This window comes from Microcoleus sp. FACHB-SPT15, assembly GCF_014849525.1.
In the GTDB taxonomy this organism is placed as follows: domain Bacteria; phylum Cyanobacteriota; class Cyanobacteriia; order Cyanobacteriales; family Coleofasciculaceae; genus Symplocastrum; species Symplocastrum torsivum.
Window position 1 is genome coordinate 80,855 of sequence record NZ_JACJNU010000008.1, and the last position, 16,756, is coordinate 97,610.

The 16,756-nt window shown below is 46.2% G+C and carries 14 protein-coding genes and 1 rRNA gene; 10 read left to right on the forward strand and 5 right to left on the reverse strand.

Annotation, left to right across the window (positions count from 1 at the left end):
* Positions 1-23: 23 nt before the first annotated feature.
* The 4 genes from H6F98_RS04040 to H6F98_RS04055 all read right to left on the reverse strand — a co-directional run bounded on the left by H6F98_RS04040 (position 24) and on the right by H6F98_RS04055 (position 4,302).
* Complete coding sequence (locus tag H6F98_RS04040) at positions 24-422, reverse strand: zf-TFIIB domain-containing protein (RefSeq protein WP_192217400.1); 399 nt, start codon at positions 420-422, stop codon at positions 24-26.
* Positions 423-450: 28 nt separating this feature from the next.
* Positions 451-1,344, reverse strand: coding sequence for a precorrin-4 C(11)-methyltransferase (cobM, locus tag H6F98_RS04045; RefSeq protein WP_192217401.1), 894 nt, complete (start codon positions 1,342-1,344; stop codon positions 451-453).
* 158 nt (positions 1,345-1,502) lie between these two features.
* Positions 1,503-2,369: a prolipoprotein diacylglyceryl transferase gene (gene lgt, locus H6F98_RS04050; RefSeq protein ID WP_396810496.1), complete on the reverse strand. Its 867-nt coding sequence runs from the start codon at positions 2,367-2,369 to the stop codon at positions 1,503-1,505.
* Between the two features lie 298 nt (positions 2,370-2,667).
* Positions 2,668-4,302 (reverse strand): hypothetical protein, encoded by a 1,635-nt coding sequence (locus H6F98_RS04055; protein ID WP_192217403.1) that lies wholly within the window; start codon positions 4,300-4,302, stop codon positions 2,668-2,670.
* Positions 4,303-5,011: 709 nt separating this feature from the next.
* Between H6F98_RS04055 and H6F98_RS04060 the strand changes: the two genes are divergently transcribed.
* From H6F98_RS04060 to H6F98_RS04105, 10 genes are all read left to right on the forward strand, one after another.
* The gene (locus tag H6F98_RS04060) at positions 5,012-6,250 is read left to right on the forward strand and encodes a sedoheptulose 7-phosphate cyclase (RefSeq protein WP_192217404.1); all 1,239 of its coding nucleotides are present in this window, start codon (positions 5,012-5,014) and stop codon (positions 6,248-6,250) included.
* Positions 6,243-7,085, forward strand: a complete 843-nt coding sequence (locus H6F98_RS04065; protein WP_192217405.1) for an O-methyltransferase — start codon at positions 6,243-6,245, stop codon at positions 7,083-7,085. Before H6F98_RS04060 ends, H6F98_RS04065 begins: the two co-directional genes overlap by 8 nt.
* Positions 7,086-7,172: 87 nt before the next feature.
* Positions 7,173-7,886: a TauD/TfdA family dioxygenase gene (locus H6F98_RS04070; RefSeq protein ID WP_192217406.1), complete on the forward strand. Its 714-nt coding sequence runs from the start codon at positions 7,173-7,175 to the stop codon at positions 7,884-7,886.
* 70 nt (positions 7,887-7,956) lie between these two features.
* Entirely contained in the window at positions 7,957-9,318 is a 1,362-nt protein-coding gene (locus tag H6F98_RS04075) for an ATP-grasp domain-containing protein (RefSeq protein ID WP_192217407.1), read from the forward strand.
* Between the two features lie 239 nt (positions 9,319-9,557).
* Entirely contained in the window at positions 9,558-10,616 is a 1,059-nt protein-coding gene (locus H6F98_RS04080) for a methyltransferase (protein ID WP_192217408.1), read from the forward strand.
* A gap of 115 nt (positions 10,617-10,731) precedes the next feature.
* Complete coding sequence (locus tag H6F98_RS04085) at positions 10,732-11,859, forward strand: family 43 glycosylhydrolase (protein ID WP_192217409.1); 1,128 nt, start codon at positions 10,732-10,734, stop codon at positions 11,857-11,859.
* Between the two features lie 434 nt (positions 11,860-12,293).
* Positions 12,294-13,370: an ABC transporter substrate-binding protein gene (locus tag H6F98_RS04090; protein ID WP_192217410.1), complete on the forward strand. Its 1,077-nt coding sequence runs from the start codon at positions 12,294-12,296 to the stop codon at positions 13,368-13,370.
* Positions 13,371-13,449: 79 nt separating this feature from the next.
* Positions 13,450-14,283: an ABC transporter ATP-binding protein gene (locus H6F98_RS04095; protein ID WP_192217411.1), complete on the forward strand. Its 834-nt coding sequence runs from the start codon at positions 13,450-13,452 to the stop codon at positions 14,281-14,283.
* Positions 14,284-14,321: 38 nt separating this feature from the next.
* Positions 14,322-15,203: an ABC transporter permease gene (locus H6F98_RS04100; protein ID WP_192217412.1), complete on the forward strand. Its 882-nt coding sequence runs from the start codon at positions 14,322-14,324 to the stop codon at positions 15,201-15,203.
* 23 nt (positions 15,204-15,226) lie between these two features.
* A complete protein-coding gene (locus H6F98_RS04105) occupies positions 15,227-16,546 on the forward strand; it encodes a cytosine deaminase (protein ID WP_192217413.1) in 1,320 nt (439 codons plus the stop codon).
* Positions 16,547-16,644: 98 nt separating this feature from the next.
* Here H6F98_RS04105 and rrf read toward each other — a convergent pair.
* A 5S ribosomal RNA gene (gene rrf, locus H6F98_RS04110) occupies positions 16,645-16,756 on the reverse strand; the annotation flags it as partial.

Sequence of the window (16,756 nt, forward strand, 5' to 3'; positions counted from 1 at the left end):
GAAGCTTGTTCAACAAACAATGCCTAGCTTTTTCGTCGAAAAACTTTCCAAGCTTGATTGAGGATGCCTTCGCGATTGAAGTTGTGCTTAAAGTTCTTAAACTCACCCGCATCAAACCAAACACCGTTGCAGGCTGGACATTTTTCGTACCAGATACAGTGTTGATCAATATCAACCATGCGAGTCATTTTGGCGTTACAGCGAGGGCAGTTAATATCTTCAGTGATTTTATCGAGCTGACTACCTGTTGCCGGGTCGCCAATATCCAAAAAGTGTTCAGAACCTTTCACAGCTTTGAGCTTTTCTGCCTCTAGGGAATCAAACCAAATTCCTTTACAGTAGAGGCAACGATCGACTTCAATCCCGGCACAGATGACTTGCTCTAAGCTTCCCCCACATTTTGGGCAAGTTGTTGGATTCATGGATTTTCTTGTTCACCCTATTTCCAGCTTAGGAGACTGGACGAGAGGGGCGGAAAAGATGGGAGTGTTCGGGGTGGTAAAGACGCGATCGCGCTTCTCCCATACTTTGCCGTTGTCCTAGTTCTGAAGGTGCTGTTGCGCTAACTTCCAAGGCTGGAAACTCTGTCTTTCCTACTGCCTTTAAGGCTGGACTCACTACATAAAGTGTTGTCCGAATTAGATTCTCCTGTTGAGTCACGGCTGCCATTTCTGTGAGGGGAACCAGCCAAATTTGTTCATCTGGCCAACCAATCCGGAAGCAGACGGCTACAGGGGTGTCGGCTGGGTAGTGTTCTAATAATTTCGCTTGTGCCTCTTCAACATGACGTGCAGCGAGGTACAGGCATAGACTGGCTTGATGGGAAGCCAGAGACGCTAGTTCTTCCGACTCTGGGACGGCTGAGGCACGACCACTAATGCGGGTAAGGACGATTGTCTGTACCAATCCGGGAACCGTTAGCTCAACTCCAAGTTTTGCAGCAGCAGCTTGGAAGGCGCTGATACCTGGGATGAGTTCAAAGGGAACTTCCGCTTCTGCAAGGACTTGCATTTGCTCGTGGATGGCACTGTAGAGACTCAAGTCACCCGAATGGAGACGAACTACAGATTTATGCGATCGCACTCGCGAAATCATCAGTGGCAAAATCTCTTCTAGAGTCTTATTGCCAGTGCGAACAATTTCCGCATCGGGACGAACCTCCTGCAAAATCTGCTGCGGCACCAGAGAGTCAGCAAATACGATTACATCCGCCCGTTGGAGAATTTTCTGTGCCTTAACTGTCAATAAATCTGGGTCGCCAGGGCCTGCACCAACAATATAAACGGCTGGTGCTAAAGGAGGGAGGGAGTTTCTAAGCTGTGTAGATTCAGTAGGGTGAGACATAGATAAAGGCAGCTTGCCCAGAAAAGTTTCTAAATTAGCAAAATTATTCCGGATTCACTCTATTTCTTAAGAAATAAGAAATGGTAGATGCACCCTGGTTCAGCTCTAGAGTTTAACTCTAGGGCTTTTTTTTTCCTCAGGATGTCTTCACTCTTGTTTTAATCAGAACGATAATCCCATCGTTGTTCTTCAGGAGGAACAACATCCGGTAGGGGACGGCGCAAGAGATACAGCCACGCTAGACCAAGCAGCCCCAAAGCGATGGCACTTAAGCTCACAATTTGAGCAATTCGTAGTGGACCAATCATCAAGCTATCCGTCCGAAATCCCTCAATCCAGACTCGACCCGCACTATAGGCAACCATATAAATCAGGGCTAGCGTTCCTACCTTCAGATGCGATCGCTTTTTTAAATCCCTAAAGAACAACGTCATCAGTATCCCGAAAACCATCAAATTCCATAGGGATTCGTAGAGGAAGGTAGGATGGAAATACTCAAAATTGATGAACTCTAGGGGGCGCTGCTGTGGTGGAATGTATAGCTTCCAAGGCATATTTGTCGGACGACCAAAAGCTTCAGAATTGAAGAAATTACCCCAACGCCCAATTGCTTGACCCAGAATTAGGGAAGGCACGACAAGATCGGCTAACTGCCAAATCGAGACTTTCTTAAGTCGCGCAAAAATCAGTGCCGCCAGAGTCCCACCGATGATTGCTCCATGAATCGCAATCCCACCATTCCAAATCGCAATAATTTGGTCAGGGCGCTTAGAGTATTGCTCCCACTCAAATAACACGTAGTAAAGTCTAGCCGCAGGAATTGCCGAAAGTACTAGCCAGATTGCTAAGTCACCCAAAAGATCTGGGTTAACATTACGGCGCTTCGCTAAGTCTTGAGAAAGACTGACTCCAATCAACACTGCCGAGGCAATCAACAGACCATACCAGCGGATTGCGAATGGTCCGAGTTCAAACAAAATCGGTCCTGGAGAAGCAAATTGAAACGCCAGCGTCAGAGAAGACATTGCTTGCAGCATCGAATTAGAGTTCTAGTTACGTTCACACATACCACTCAACACTACCAATCCTAATCACACTTCCAGGAGTAAGTTTATAGTGTTGGTGCTGAGCTAGTCGTTGTGAGCTGACGGTTAATAAGGGCAAGACTCTTACTCAGCTCACGACCATTGGCAAAGGGAATGCCTTCCTTGAGATTACACTACCATCACAGCAGTTCACTAAAAGCGCGATCGCACGTTGTGATTTGTTCTCTTGATTGTCAGGACTTACGCCCAGACGCTCTGGTGAGGTCAAAAGCCGCAGTTAATAACTTCCCTTGAGCATACTGCTAAAGATATTGAAGTTTTTGTCAATCGTACCAATCAAGTCCACAGCACTTGAGAGCGATCGCGGTGGTTTAGAAATTAGGGTATCCTCAGCAATTAAGCGATCGAAGTTAACTTTAACCTCCCCAATACGCTCAGTCCCATCCTGATAAAACTTGACACCCGCTAGCTGCATGATTTTGATCAATTCCTGAGCCATAATCCCATAGCCAATTGTCGTGGGATGAATGCCATCTAGGGAAAATAAGCCACCATCCGTGCGACCATTGGCACCCGACCGAAAGAAGCGAGAATTTGGTACAGGAGAAAGCTTTTGCAAAGCAGGCGGCAGTTTGTAATCACCCCCAACTTTTTCCCACCAATGTGGTCTTGCTAAGGGGTCTTCAATGTAGCGCCGAGATGCCAAGCGGTCTAGTAAGCCAGCCGTTTCAAACACATACCAATCTCTGCCTTCACTTCGACTGCTGCGTACTGCCTCAGTGATTGATTCGTTGTACTGGTCAATTGCGCTATCAATTGCTCTTACCTCCTGACCTGTGAGATGCGGGTGCTTGTCCGGGTCAAACTCTTCGTCGCTAATCCAAGGCAAGGTATAAAAGGGAAAGTATCGAGACCCCGCCGCCGCTTTTTTCCCCTCCAGGTCTTTATTGATACCACGAGCAAAGGGGGCGATGGTAACGTGAGGGACGGTTCCCAAAATTACATGACGGGCGCGGATTTGCTTAACTTCTGCAACAACCCTGTCGAGTTCAGCCTGGAAGTGAGTCGGACGCCAGACGGTATAGCGATCATTAATTGCCATGTTGTCATAGCCTGTATCAGTCCAAACAACTTTGAATGTCAGAACACTGCCCAAAGCATTATTTGCCCCGATGAGGACAATCAGCGTCTCAATACCATCCCCGTCGTTGGTTTCTTGCGACCCTTCAGCGCCCAGTGCTGCCGCTGCTTGTAGTGGTGTGAGAGCCTTACCATTGGCATCTCGTGCCGAGTTCAAAACCCGGATTGCCGCACGTTCGTTATGATACTCGACGACCTGCCTGAGGTAATCGTCATCAGACGGATTCTCCTCTAATACTTGTTGGCAAATTTGTGCAGTCCGTGAAAGGGTGTTCCGCAGATCCCACCCATACACTGCCAAGTTGTGATTTATCGGTCTTTTTGGATCAGGTGGAATAGAACCAGCATCACGTTCCCAGTAATCCTCCACTTCATCCAAGTAGTTGCGTACAAACGAGAGAAACGAGGGGAATTCCCACCAATCTATGTTGAGACCAAACTTCTGCTCGAGCTGTCGGGCTAGATGTTCTAGATTGATTGGCAACCCATCTCCTGGTCCCTCATAAGTTGGATAACGCAACTGATTCCAGCCCATTTCCCTGGCAATAATGTTGGGATAGGAGAGTCGGGTATTAAAAATTGCTCCACTTTGAAAGCCATGAGTTAAAGAGTCACCAATCGTGACAAGCCGATGTCGGGGAGTTCCTTGTTTGTTGACATTAACAGGGATACCAAGTGTCGGGTCTATGACAGGTTCACGCGCATCTGGCTGGACATTGACATCTGACGGTGTTTTAGCATCAAGCATGTTAGGCGTGAGTAGTCTTGCCATGTTATCTCCTTTACTATTACGAGTATCAGGTTACCGGATGCTTCACAACCAATCGGCGAAAGTCCAGAACTTCTACTAATTTGCTTTTTAAAACTCTACACATTGACATTAACTCTGAACCCTTTTTAGGTTCAAAGAGAGCAAGAAGGGGAAGCGGAGCTAGCGCGGAGGTGATATAGACTACATCAGTCTTGAGGTGGTCTAATGATTTAGTTAAAAAAGGTATTTTCTATCTCTTTAGGTAGACTCGCTAGGTGCAAGAGGTATTTAATCTACGAATAGACTACAGTTTTGACTGCATGGCTCAAATTCAGGCAATTTTTGGTCGGGGTTCCCTCTACTTAATTGGGAAATCCCGGAGATTCAAAGTCTTTATCAGTTATCGGTTTCAGGCAATGTGGTGGCTTATCGTTGGCTAAGCCACAAGAGCAATTAGCGATCACGTTTGAGTGCGACAAAGTTTATGTTGCTTAAACGTTAGTTGATTTCGGCTGGCGACAACCTAGCATTGAAACAATAAAACTCCCGTCAATTCAGTCCTCTACTACCTGAGAGATGCACAGGGTAAAGTTGTGCATCTCAAAGTTGCTTGTAGTAGATGGCAGAGTCCTGTTTTGAGGGTTCGCCGATCGCTTATTGTCATGGCTGTTAGCGGTGTAAACACATATTGTGCTGATTGCTGAAACTAGTTGAATAAGGACAATAGAAAATGAGTAGTGTTCAGGCAAAGTTTGCCGCGACTGAGACTGCATTCTGTGTAGAAGGCTATGAAAAAATTGATTTCAGCCTTGTTTTTGTTAATGGGGCTTTTGATCTTAAGAATACGGAGCTTGCTGAGAACTACAGGAGTTTTGGGCGTTGCCTTGCAGTGGTTGACCACAATATCCATCGCATCTATGGCGCTCAAATTGAAGCCTATTTCAATTACTACGATATTGACCTAACAATTTTTCCCATTGCGATTACTGAGCCAACCAAGACGATTGATACGTTTGCCACAATTATTAATGCTTTTGCTGATTTCGGCTTGGTACGGAAGGAACCCGTCTTAATTGTTGGTGGTGGCTTGTTAACGGATGTCGCGGGATTTGCTTGTTCGGCGTATCGTCGCAGTACAAACTTTATTCGGGTTCCCACAACACTCATTGGTTTAATTGATGCTGGTGTCGCGATCAAAGTGGCGGTGAATCATGGCAAGCTGAAAAACCGTCTTGGTGCGTACCATCCACCAAAGCAGGTGATTCTTGACTTCTCCTTTTTGCAAACCCTGCCTACTGATCAAGTCCGTAATGGCATGGCAGAGTTGGTGAAGATTGCTGTAGTTTCCAACCTCCAAGTGTTTGAGTGGTTGGAGGAATACGGAGAAGAACTGCTTCGTACACACTTTGGTTACATTGACGGCACACCAAAACTCCAAGCAATCGCTCATCAAGTCAACTATGAGTCGATTAAGACGATGCTGGAGTTAGAAACTCCTAACTTGCATGAGATAGATCTTGATCGCGTCATTGCCTATGGACATACATGGAGTCCGACTCTAGAACTCGCGCCAGCAGTACCCTTGCTACATGGTCATGCCGTGGCAATTGATATGGCATTGTCAGCCACCATTGCTGCACGACGAGGATACATCACCGCAAATGATCGCGATCGCATCTTAGGACTCATGAGCCGCATTGGACTCTCACTTGACCATCCTCTCTTAGATAGCGACCTCTTGTGGCAAGCTACCCAATCAATTACGCAAACTCGCGATGGTTTGCAGCGTGCTGCTATGCCGCATCCAATCGGCACCTGCCACTTTGTTAACGACCTAACGGATGAGGAACTTAAAGCAGCGTTGGTTGAACACAAGCACCTGTGCAGCAGCTATCCTCGTGCAGGCGCAGGCATTGAGGCTTATGTAGGTAGTAGCCAGCAGTTAATCGGGAGTGGGACAAATGGTTAACACGCTCAATCAAAAGAGCCTAGAATCCCCTCGTCCCGTTACACCACTAGGCATTTTAACCGAGCATCTGCAAGCCGCCGCGCAGCTTCTAGACCAAGAAACCAGCGTGTCAGCAGACATTAAGCAACACGTACAACAAGCGCTAAAGCTCGCTTCAGGGTTGGATGCTTATGTTGAAACCTGTACTTCTGAAGAGTCCCCGGCTTTAAAGGCGATCGCTTTTAAAACCAGTCAAGAGAACTGGAACCAACGCTTCTCAGACGGCACAACGAATCGGCATCTGGAACAAGAGATGCTATCGGGACACGTCGAGGGACAAGCACTCAAGATGTTCGTTCACATGACTCGTGCCCAACGGGTATTAGACATCGGTATGTTTACAGGGTACTCGGCGCTAGCAATGGCAGAAGCTTTGGCAGAAGAGGGTGTCTTAGTGGCTTGCGAGGTCGATCCTTACGTCGCTACATTTGCTCAAGAACTATTTCGTGAGTCACCGCATGGAAACAAAATCCGGGTGGAATTAGGTTCAGCCTTGCAAACGCTTAATAAACTGGCAACGGCTCAAGTATCTTTCGATCTAGTGTTTATTGACGCTGATAAGAAGGAGTATGTGCAGTATTTTCAAACTGTACTTGATAGCAACTTGCTTGCTCCTGGCGGCTTCATCTGTGTGGATAATACGCTACTTCAAGGTCAACCCTACCTACCACCAGAAGAGCGAAGTGAAAACGGTGAAGCGATCGCTCAGTTCAATCGCGTTGTTGCTGCCGATCCTCGCGTTGAACAAGTTCTGCTGCCAGTACGGGACGGTTTAACGATTATTCGATACCTCTAACCAATGGGATAGGGAGATGAGCAACCTTAAGCCTTGCTCATCTTCCTGCATAAATCACTACAAGACTGTAATAAGAACAACATTCTGATGCTGAGCAATCCTATTGCAACAACGAGTAGTGCTGATAGTTTCCTAAGTGATACAGCGATCGCAAACTTTCAGCAGATTCTCAAAGCACAAGGCTACCTGTACCTTGAGCAGCTACCTGATGATTTTGACCACCTAGTGTTCGCTAGTAAGTTTGGCGTGTTGCTGCCACACAAATACAACGGCGAATATGTATTTACCATCAAAGTCAATCCCAATCTTGGCGATCGCTATCCGGCGTTTACCACCAGTGAGGTTGAACCGCATACCGAAGGCTACGAGTATGAACATCATCCCTTGCATTACCAGTGCCTTTGGTGCGTGAGTCCAGCAACTTGTGGGGGTGGGCAAACCCTGTTAGCAGATGGTTACGCCTTCGTCAATTCCTTGTCAGACGAAGAACGCGAATACATCACTGTCTACAAGTTTGAGTTTTTGACTCCTAGTGGCAGTATCGTCAGACATCCACTCTACGACGTTGAGCCTGGAAAACAACCAATTGTTCGGTTTAACTTTAGCCAACTACGCCGAGAAAGCGATCGCACACTCAATAACATTGCCATTCGCTTCCTTCAGTTCTTTGATGACGAAAAGATTGCGATCAACTGGTCGAAAAACGATTTTTTAATCTGGGACAACTTCCGCATGTTGCACTCGCGGACGACTTATCAAGATCGCGATCGCGAACTCAAGCGAGTTTACCTTAATGCTTAGTCAAGAACTAAACTGCAAGCCAGCCTTGGCAACTGTTACAGATTGATTCTGCTGTAGTCCGACCTCACTTATGACATCGCTTACACCGACACGGACACCAACGTCTACAGTGCTAAAAAGTCTGGGCACCCTCGCCTTACTACTGATTGCGCTCCCAATCAACGGCATTGTAGTCGTTGTTGCGTTGGTCTGGAATCTGCTCACCCAACCCTTACAAAAGAAGCCCACGCCAGCAAACAACCCAAAAACGATTATGCTGACGGGCGGTAAGATGACTAAAGCACTTCAGCTTGCACGCTCCTTTCATGCAATGGGTCATCGAGTCATCTTGGTGGAGACTCACAAGTATTGGCTGACAGGTCATCAATTTTCTAATGCTGTCGATCGCTTCTATACTGTTCCTGCACCACAAAAAGACCCAGAGGGTTATACGCAAGCCCTGCTGAATATTGCTAAACAGGAGAACGTAGACCTGTACGTTCCCGTCTGTAGCCCGGTTTCCAGCTACTACGACTCACTGGCAAAGCCTGTCTTATCTGGTTGTTGCGAGGTACTTCACTTTGATGCTGACACCACAAAAATGCTGGATGATAAGTTTGCCTTTGCCGAGACAGCGCGATCGCTTGGTTTGTCCGTTCCCAAATCGTACCGCATCACCGATCCACAGCAAGTTCTAAACTTTGACTTCTCCAACGAAACTCGCCCATACATCCTCAAAAGCATTCCCTACGACTCCGTTCGCCGCTTAAATCTCACCAAGCTACCCTGCGCGACACAGGAAGAAACAGCCGCTTTTGTGCAAAGTCTGCCCATTAGCAAAGAGAAACCCTGGATCATGCAAGAGTTCATCCCCGGACAAGAGTACTGTACGCACAGTACGGTAAAAGATGGGGAGTTACGATTGCATTGCTGCTGTGAGTCATCGGCTTTTCAGGTTAACTACGAGAACGTTGACAATCCTCAAATCCTTGAATGGGTGCAGCATTTTGTCAAAGAATTAAAGCTAACTGGGCAAGCATCTTTTGATTTTATTCAGGCGGAGGATGGGACGGTATATGCGATCGAGTGCAACCCCCGTACTCATTCTGCAATTACGATGTTTTACAACCACCCAGGTGTAGCAGAGGCGTATCTGGGCAAAGAACCCCTCACTGAACCACTGCAACCTCTTCCAACAAGTAAGCCAACCTACTGGCTATATCACGAGTTATGGCGACTTACTCAAGTTCGTTCGTGGCAACAGTTGCAAACTTGGGTAAATACTATTTCGCGTGGCACTGATGCCATTTTTCAGGTTAATGACCCAATTCCTTTTCTAACCGTTCATCACTGGCAAATTCCCCTGTTGCTCCTTGACAATCTGCGCCGACTGGGAGGTTGGATCAGAATTGACTTTAATATTGGCAAACTCGTGGAGATAGGAGGGGACTAATTGAGAAGGGGAAAGGGTAAGGGAGAAAGGGAAAAGGTTGATGTGTCGTCCTTTCCTCTAACCCAACAGGTAAATTTTTCCGGCGCGGTTCTAATAGACCTTTTGCAAAAGTCTCTTGCATCAAATTTTTGGCAGGCGCCTATCCCACAAGAAAAAAAGGCTCCTGTGGGATAGGCATCTTGCCCGTCCTAGCGCATCAGTCCAGGTAGTAGAAAACAATTCGTTTACAGTAGAAGCTCATGACAACTACGCTCAATAACAACGTCTCTTCAGTAGAAGCCAAGAAAAAACTGTTTGGCATGGTCTTGGCATTTATTCAAAGTCAGTGCATTTATACTGCTACTCGCTTAGGCATCTTCAACCTGTTACACACCGAAGGCGCACAGAGTCTAGAGCAGATTGCACAACAAACCAACACACACCCAGAGCGGCTTTATTTCATCCTCCGTGCTTTAGCACATTTGGACGTGTTGCAAGAAAGTCAAGAACGAGTATTTGCCCCGACTGAACTTTCGGAGTTGCTTGTCACTGACAAAGGACCTTCAATTGGACATTTTGCCATGCACCTGCTCGAACCCGCTCAATGGGACGCTTGGAAAGTGTTGGAAGAGGCATTGCACACCGGAGAAGTCCCGTTTGAACGTGCTAATGGGAAGGGAGTGTATGAGTTTTGCCAAGATAACGACTGGAGTGGTGAGGTTTTCATCAACGCCATGAGTTTTTTAACCGATCATGCTGTTGATGCTTTATTAGATGTCTACGACTTCAGCCGTTTTAATACAGTCATGGATGTGGGGGGTGGACAGGGTGGACTGATTGCTAGGATTGTCAAACGTTTTGATTGCAAAGGGATTTTGTTTGAGGTTCCCTATGTTGCTGAAACCGCTCCGGCTTATCTTCTTCAGCAAGGCGTTGAGCGAGATGCTGTCAAGATTGTAGCGGGTGATGTGTTCAAGGAGGTGCCAACGGGTGCAGATGCGATCGTCATGAAGTATTTCATCTCTGCTTGGAATGACGAAGATGCAATGAAAATTCTACACAACTGCAAGAAAGCCTTGCCTCCTCACGGCAGAATTGTCCTATTGCAAGCCTTTGTTCCCGATTTAGACGAACCCAAAGTCGCTCCCGATGGCATTATGCCAGGAGTATTTGCCGTGCAGGTGAATGTTGCTGTACCAGGAGGCGGATGGCGTACCAAGAAACACTTCCAGAAGTTATTCGAGCAGTGTGGGTTTCAGTTAGAAAAAGTGGTTGACAGCCAAACCAATCTCTCAGCAATGGAGTTTAGCCTAATCTGAAAATAAGCCAGAAGGCACAGGGCAGAAGAAATAAGGATTCCCCTGCTTCCCCTGCCTCCCCTACCCTCTACTTTCTCCACGGCTTTAAGTTTGCCAATATCTGCTGAACATTGAGATGAAGTTAAGTCGATTACATCGAAAAATTATTTCCTACCTTGAGCCGCTTCCAACAGGACACCAAGACCCGACAACTATTGGTTTACTTGAGCAAGGGAAGCTAAGACTTAGCGAAACTGTTACCGGAATTTTGCGTCATTCCCGCCGAGGTCATCCGATGGTGTGGGACCCTTGGATACTCAAGGATGGTGATGTTTACCGTCTATTTTACTTAGAGGGAGTAGAAGGACAGATGCCTTGGTGGACAATTAGTAAAATCCGTGGTGCGATTTCAACCGATTTAGAACACTGGCAAGAGATAGGAACTCTACTTGAGCCAGAGCCTACAAATGCTTGGGAATCGGGAAGAGTTTGTGCGGGTTGCACTTACAAAGAGGATGGCGTTTATTATTTGTTCTACTCAGCAGGCGGTAAAGAACCTCCTCATCTACGAAATGAAGGAATTGGCTTAGCAGTATCTGAAGATGGTTTGCACTTTTCACGATATAGCGATCGCCCTTTAGTCATGCCAAACCATGACGACCCTTGGTATGGACGCAGCAACTGGACAGGACATTTTCACTGGCGTGACCCATTTTTATTGAAGGATGAGCAAACAGGTAAATACTACCTGTTCATTTGTGCCTCTGCAAAAGCTCCTGGCAATTTTCAAGGATGTGTTGGTTTAGCCGTTGCAGATAAAGTTAGTGGACCCTACAAAATACTTCCACCTGCCGTCACCATTCCCACTGATGCCATAGAAAACTGGGCTTACTATCACATGGAACGACCACAAGTAATTTACAGAAAGGGCAAGTATCATCTCTTTTTCTCGTGTTTCAAAATATTTTTTAATCAAAAATGGCTACAAACTATTAAGCATAAGCAAATTACCAACTCATCACTGTACTGGTACACTTCCGACCAAATTCATGGCCCTTACCAACCTATCAACAAAGATAACTTTGTGGTTATCGGCAGTGAAAAGACGGGAATGTATGGAACGAACTTTCTGCAAATATCGACTAATCCAGAAGAATATCTTGCTTATGGCTGGTACCACAGATTGCACAGCCTAGAAGTTTCAAAAGCCTTTCGCGTTATCTGGAACACCTCCGCAGGACATTGCCAGTTAACGGCTTATTGACAAATACCTAGTTGTCTCAGTTTAAACTTGGCATTGGTACCAGGTAACTTATCTTTTTCGGACAAAAACTTATACGGTAAAATAGACAAGTCAAAGGACTTAAATATATGAGTAAATCAAGCTTAAACACTTGAATAGCGAGGAAATCTCAAAAGTCTTACTTTTATATAATTCCCTGAAATCAAGACAAAGGAACATCCTTGATCTAAAAAGCACAAATAATCCTGAAGATTGAGAAAATGGAAGTTCTGCAACTTGACAGTTATAAAAATAAGGTAATTATTCTAGAAATATTACTTCACTAATAAAATTCGTAACTTATGCTACAAAAAAACAAGGGTACAAAATTCTTAAATAGATATTAAGTCCTGCACAATCTCTCATTGTCCCTTTCCACCCTGCTATGCGGAGGGTGGATCTCTCGCAAGGTTCCGATGAATAGAATTTACCAAATCAATCGTCGCAAGTTTATCCAATACAGTTCACTCACTGTTGGGTCTGCTATCATTGCAGCTTGCACCAGTAATTCCAATCAAACAGCATCCCAGAGTGCTTCCCCAACAGCGACACCAGCAGCTAGCGGAAAACTTGACAAAGTTAGTTACGGTACAAACTGGTTTGCTCAAGCTGAACATGGTGGCTTTTATCAAGCCGTTGCCACTGGTATCTATAAAGAGCATGGTCTGGATGTCACGATTAAGATGGGTGGACCTCAGGTCAATGGCACTCAGTTGCTGATGGGTGGTGCTGTTGATTTTTTCATGGGGTATGGGTCTGACGCGATTAAAGCTGTGGAAGCAGGAATTCCTAAGATTACTGTAGCGTCGATGTTCCAAAAAGACCCGCAAGTGTTGATTGCTCACCCAGATGTAGGCGTTGACTCTCTAGAAGACCTCAAAGGCAAGCCAATTATTGTCTCTGCGGCGGCAAATACAACCTACTGGCCCTTCCTGAAGGGAAAGTTTGGCTTTACGGATGACCAGAAGCGTCCTTACAACTTTAATCCAGGGCCATTCTTAGCGGATAAAACCTCAGCTCAACAAGGCTACTTAACCTCTGAACCGCTCAAGATTGAGAAACAGGGGAAAATTAAGCCTGTTGTGATGCTTCTGGCTGACAATGGCTACACACCGTATTCAACAACGATTGAAACGAAAAAAGAATTGGTTGAAAAGAACCCGGACTTGGTGCAACGCTTTGTCGATGCTTCGATTAAAGGTTGGTATAGCTATTTAGAAGATGACCCCAGTCCTGCGAATGAACTGATTAAGAAAGATAATCCGGAAATGACGGATGAGCAGATTGCCTATGGGATTGAAAATCTCAAAAAATACGGCATTATCATTTCTGGGGACGCAGAAACGAAGGGAATTGGCGCAATGACAGAAGAGCGCTGGAAATCATTTTTTGATACGCTGTCACAGCAGGGTGTCTTTAAAAAAGATACCGACTATAAACAAGCCTTCACCCTGCAATTTATCAATAAGGGTGTAGATGCTTATAAGGCTTAAAGCATATATCTTAGTAGGATGTTCAGGTTCAAAGCCATAACCTGAAAATGAAGGCAAGAAATCCAAAATCCAAATTAAGATGAGTAATCACTCTGCCAACTCTACTCCGCCGCAGTCTCAGGCGATCGCATCAGGCACGACACCAAACACGATCGCAATTAGCCACGTTAATAAGGTTTACTCCAACGGCACTGTCGCCTTGCAAGACATGAGTCTCACCATTGGTGAGGGTGAATTTATCAGCTTAGTTGGTCCATCTGGATGTGGTAAAAGTACGGCCCTGCGCCTGATTGCTGGTTTAGGCAAGATGAATTCTGGCAGCATCAGTTTGGGTAAAGGTCAAAAAAAGCCGGAACTTGCCTTCGTCTTTCAGGAAGCAGCGCTGATGCCTTGGGCAAATGTGGTTGAAAATGTTCGTCTGCCTCTGAAGTTGGTGGGTGTTCCGAAGCGAGAATCTCGTGCGGCTGTGCAAGAAGCCCTCAATTTGGTAGGATTAGCAGGATTTGAGCGCAACTATCCGCGTGAACTCTCCGGTGGGATGAAAATGCGGGTATCGATCGCAAGGGCACTTGTTACAAAGCCTGACATTATGTTGATGGATGAACCGTTTGGTGCGTTGGATGAGATGACGCGCAGCAAACTCAACAGCGATTTGCTGAATCTTTGGCAACAAAAGCACTGGACGGTTGTCTTTGTCACACACAACATCTACGAAGCGGTGTATTTATCGAATCGCGTAATTGTGATGGCCCCTCGTCCCGGACGGGTAGTAGCGGATGTGGCGATTGATGCACCTTATCCCCGTACTGAAGAATTCCGCACGTCTCGATTGTGTAATGAATATTGCAGGGAAGTTTCTGCGCGTTTAACAGAAGCGGTGACAGGCATTTCGGAAAGAGCCAGTGTAGCGTAAGGACAGTCAAAGAACAATACGGCACTTTAAAGATACCTATGCTTCCTACGCCCAATCAAAGTTCAATTGTTGCAAATGGTAGAACGAGTGCTGTGACTCGATCGCCTCAACCGATTTGGTCAGCTTGGGTGAAAAAGTTAGCCTCGGTTGATGTTATTGCACCAGTGGTGGTTGGCATCCTAGCAATATTGGCTTGGGATATCTTTGTGCGGGTGACGAAGATGCCGCCTTATTTGCTTCCTGGGCCGTTGCTAGTGTTGCAAACACTGATTAGTGATTGGAATACTCTGTTTCCTTCGCTGATTATTACATTACAAATTACGATCGCAGCTTTTGTGGCAGCGGTTATTTCGGGGCTTTTTGTTTCGATTCTGTTTACTCAGAGTAAGTGGATTGAACGCAGTTTTTTCCCCTATGCTGTGATATTGCAGACAACGCCGATTGTTGCGATCGCGCCGTTAATCATCATCTGGTTAAAAAACAATACGTTTGCTGCCTTGGTAGTTTGTGCCTGGATTGTTGCCTTCTTCCCAATTGTTTCTAATACAACGCTGGGACTCAATAGCGTTGACCATAATTTGAGTAACGTTTTCCAGCTTTATAGGGCTTCTCGATGGCAAACACTGCTGTATCTTCGCTTACCAGCGGCGATGCCTTACTTTTTGGGTGGATTGCGGATTAGTGGGGGCTTAGCGTTGATTGGGGCGGTTGTGGCAGAGTTTGTTGCGGGTACGGGTGGGGCGCGATCGGGGCTGGCTTACCAAATCCTGATGGCAAGCTATAATCTGCAAATTCCTCGGATGTTTGCGGCTTTATTCTTGACGACAGGTTTAGGTGTCATCATTTTTGTAGGGTTAACGGTTCTATCTGATTTCCTCCTAAGAAGCTGGCACGAGAGCGCCGTTAAGCAGGAAAATTAAGGCATTAGGTAGGAGAAAATACGATGATTCCAGCCGTGAATCACTACTGGCTGAAAAATGCCCATGTGCCTGTATCGCTATTAAATGTTGAGGATGCAGCGATTACCGCAAGGCAGACAAGGGATGGTTTGTCTTTGGTGGATATTGAAATTGCTGCTGGTGAAATTGTGCGTATTGTTGCAGCAGGTACGGACGAGATAGAAGAGACATCAACGGTAAGTCTGCGGGGTGGGCAAGTTTGGCCGTGTTTCGTGGATATGCACACCCACCTGGATAAAGGTCATATTTGGGAGCGATCGCCTAATCCTGATGGTACCTTTCCCAGCGCCCTAGAAACAGCAAGAATTGATAGCCAGAAGTATTGGCAAGCTGAAGATGTCTATCGCCGCATGGAGTTTGGGATTAAGTGTAGCTACGCCCACGGAACCAAAGCAATTCGCACGCATATTGACTCGTTTGATGAACAAGCGGCAATCAGTCTAGGAGTATTCAAATGCCTTCAGCAAGAATGGTCAGAGCGAGTGACGCTGCAAGCCGTTACTCTCGTTAATCTCGACTATTACCAAACCCCTGAAGGCATCATCCTCGCTGATCGTATTGCCGAAATTGGTGGCATCCTTGGTGGTGTAGCATTTATGCATCCTGATTTAGATGCCCAACTAGATACTGTATTCGCCCTTGCGAAAGAACGGAATCTAAACCTCGACTTCCATACTGATGAAACTGACGACCCTGATTCAATTTGCCTACAAAAAGTAGCAGACGCTGCTCTCCGCAACGAATTCACGGGGCAAATTATCTGTGGTCACTGCTGTAGTTTGGCAGTGCAATCACCAGAGGTAGTCGAAAAAACCCTTGATTTAGTCAAACAAGCCAGAATTGGCATCGTTAGCTTACCGATGTGCAATCTCTATCTCCAAGATAGACAACCTAACCGAACACCACGTTGGCGAGGAATAACACTACTACAGGAACTCAAACAACACGGCATTCCTGCGGCAGTGGCTAGTGATAACTGCCGTGACCCGTTTTATGGGTTTGGTGACCATGATGTTTTGGAAGTCTTCACCCAAGCTGTAAGAATTGCCCATTTAGATACGCCTTATGGCGATTCGCCTTGTACTGTTACCAAAACAGCCGCTGACTTAATCAATTTGCCAAACGTCGGGCGGATTGGTGTCGGTCTTCCAGCCGATTTAATTGTCTTCAAAGGGCGCAGCTTTAGTGAAGTGTTATCCCGTTCTCAGCATGATCGAATTGTCCTCAGAAAGGGTAAGTCAATTGATACAACTTTACCGAATTATGCGGAGCTGGATGATTTAGTGGCGAGAAATACCCTATGAAAACAAAATGAACTTTTGAGGAAGTCAGCGTGCGAAAAAGCCTCCTTCCTTGAGTGAGGAAAGAGGCTTTTGTCTTTTGTTATGTGTGTCGAGAATTGACCTGGCACCGAGCTATTTTCCCGTGGGGCAACCCCCAAAGTATCTTCGCCGCAGCAACGTTTCACAACCGAGTTCGGGATGGAGTCGGAGTGGAGCCATCGCGCCAATAGC

What these genes read in the sequence shown, in the direction of transcription:
- H6F98_RS04100 (WP_192217412.1), top strand. Translation starts at nt 14,322, where the DNA reads ATGCTTCCTACGCCCAATCAAAGTTCAATTGTTGCAAATGGTAGAACG.
- H6F98_RS04055 (WP_192217403.1), bottom strand. Translation starts at nt 4,302, where the DNA reads ATGGCAAGACTACTCACGCCTAACATGCTTGATGCTAAAACACCGTCA.
- H6F98_RS04040 (WP_192217400.1), bottom strand. Translation starts at nt 422, where the DNA reads ATGAATCCAACAACTTGCCCAAAATGTGGGGGAAGCTTAGAGCAAGTC.
- H6F98_RS04085 (WP_192217409.1), top strand. Translation starts at nt 10,732, where the DNA reads ATGAAGTTAAGTCGATTACATCGAAAAATTATTTCCTACCTTGAGCCG.
- H6F98_RS04065 (WP_192217405.1), top strand. Translation starts at nt 6,243, where the DNA reads ATGGTTAACACGCTCAATCAAAAGAGCCTAGAATCCCCTCGTCCCGTT.
- H6F98_RS04090 (WP_192217410.1), top strand. Translation starts at nt 12,294, where the DNA reads ATGAATAGAATTTACCAAATCAATCGTCGCAAGTTTATCCAATACAGT.
- cobM (WP_192217401.1), bottom strand. Translation starts at nt 1,344, where the DNA reads ATGTCTCACCCTACTGAATCTACACAGCTTAGAAACTCCCTCCCTCCT.
- H6F98_RS04095 (WP_192217411.1), top strand. Translation starts at nt 13,450, where the DNA reads ATGAGTAATCACTCTGCCAACTCTACTCCGCCGCAGTCTCAGGCGATC.
- lgt (WP_396810496.1), bottom strand. Translation starts at nt 2,369, where the DNA reads ATGTCTTCTCTGACGCTGGCGTTTCAATTTGCTTCTCCAGGACCGATT.
- H6F98_RS04060 (WP_192217404.1), top strand. Translation starts at nt 5,012, where the DNA reads ATGAGTAGTGTTCAGGCAAAGTTTGCCGCGACTGAGACTGCATTCTGT.
- H6F98_RS04070 (WP_192217406.1), top strand. Translation starts at nt 7,173, where the DNA reads ATGCTGAGCAATCCTATTGCAACAACGAGTAGTGCTGATAGTTTCCTA.
- H6F98_RS04105 (WP_192217413.1), top strand. Translation starts at nt 15,227, where the DNA reads ATGATTCCAGCCGTGAATCACTACTGGCTGAAAAATGCCCATGTGCCT.
- H6F98_RS04075 (WP_192217407.1), top strand. Translation starts at nt 7,957, where the DNA reads ATGACATCGCTTACACCGACACGGACACCAACGTCTACAGTGCTAAAA.
- H6F98_RS04080 (WP_192217408.1), top strand. Translation starts at nt 9,558, where the DNA reads ATGACAACTACGCTCAATAACAACGTCTCTTCAGTAGAAGCCAAGAAA.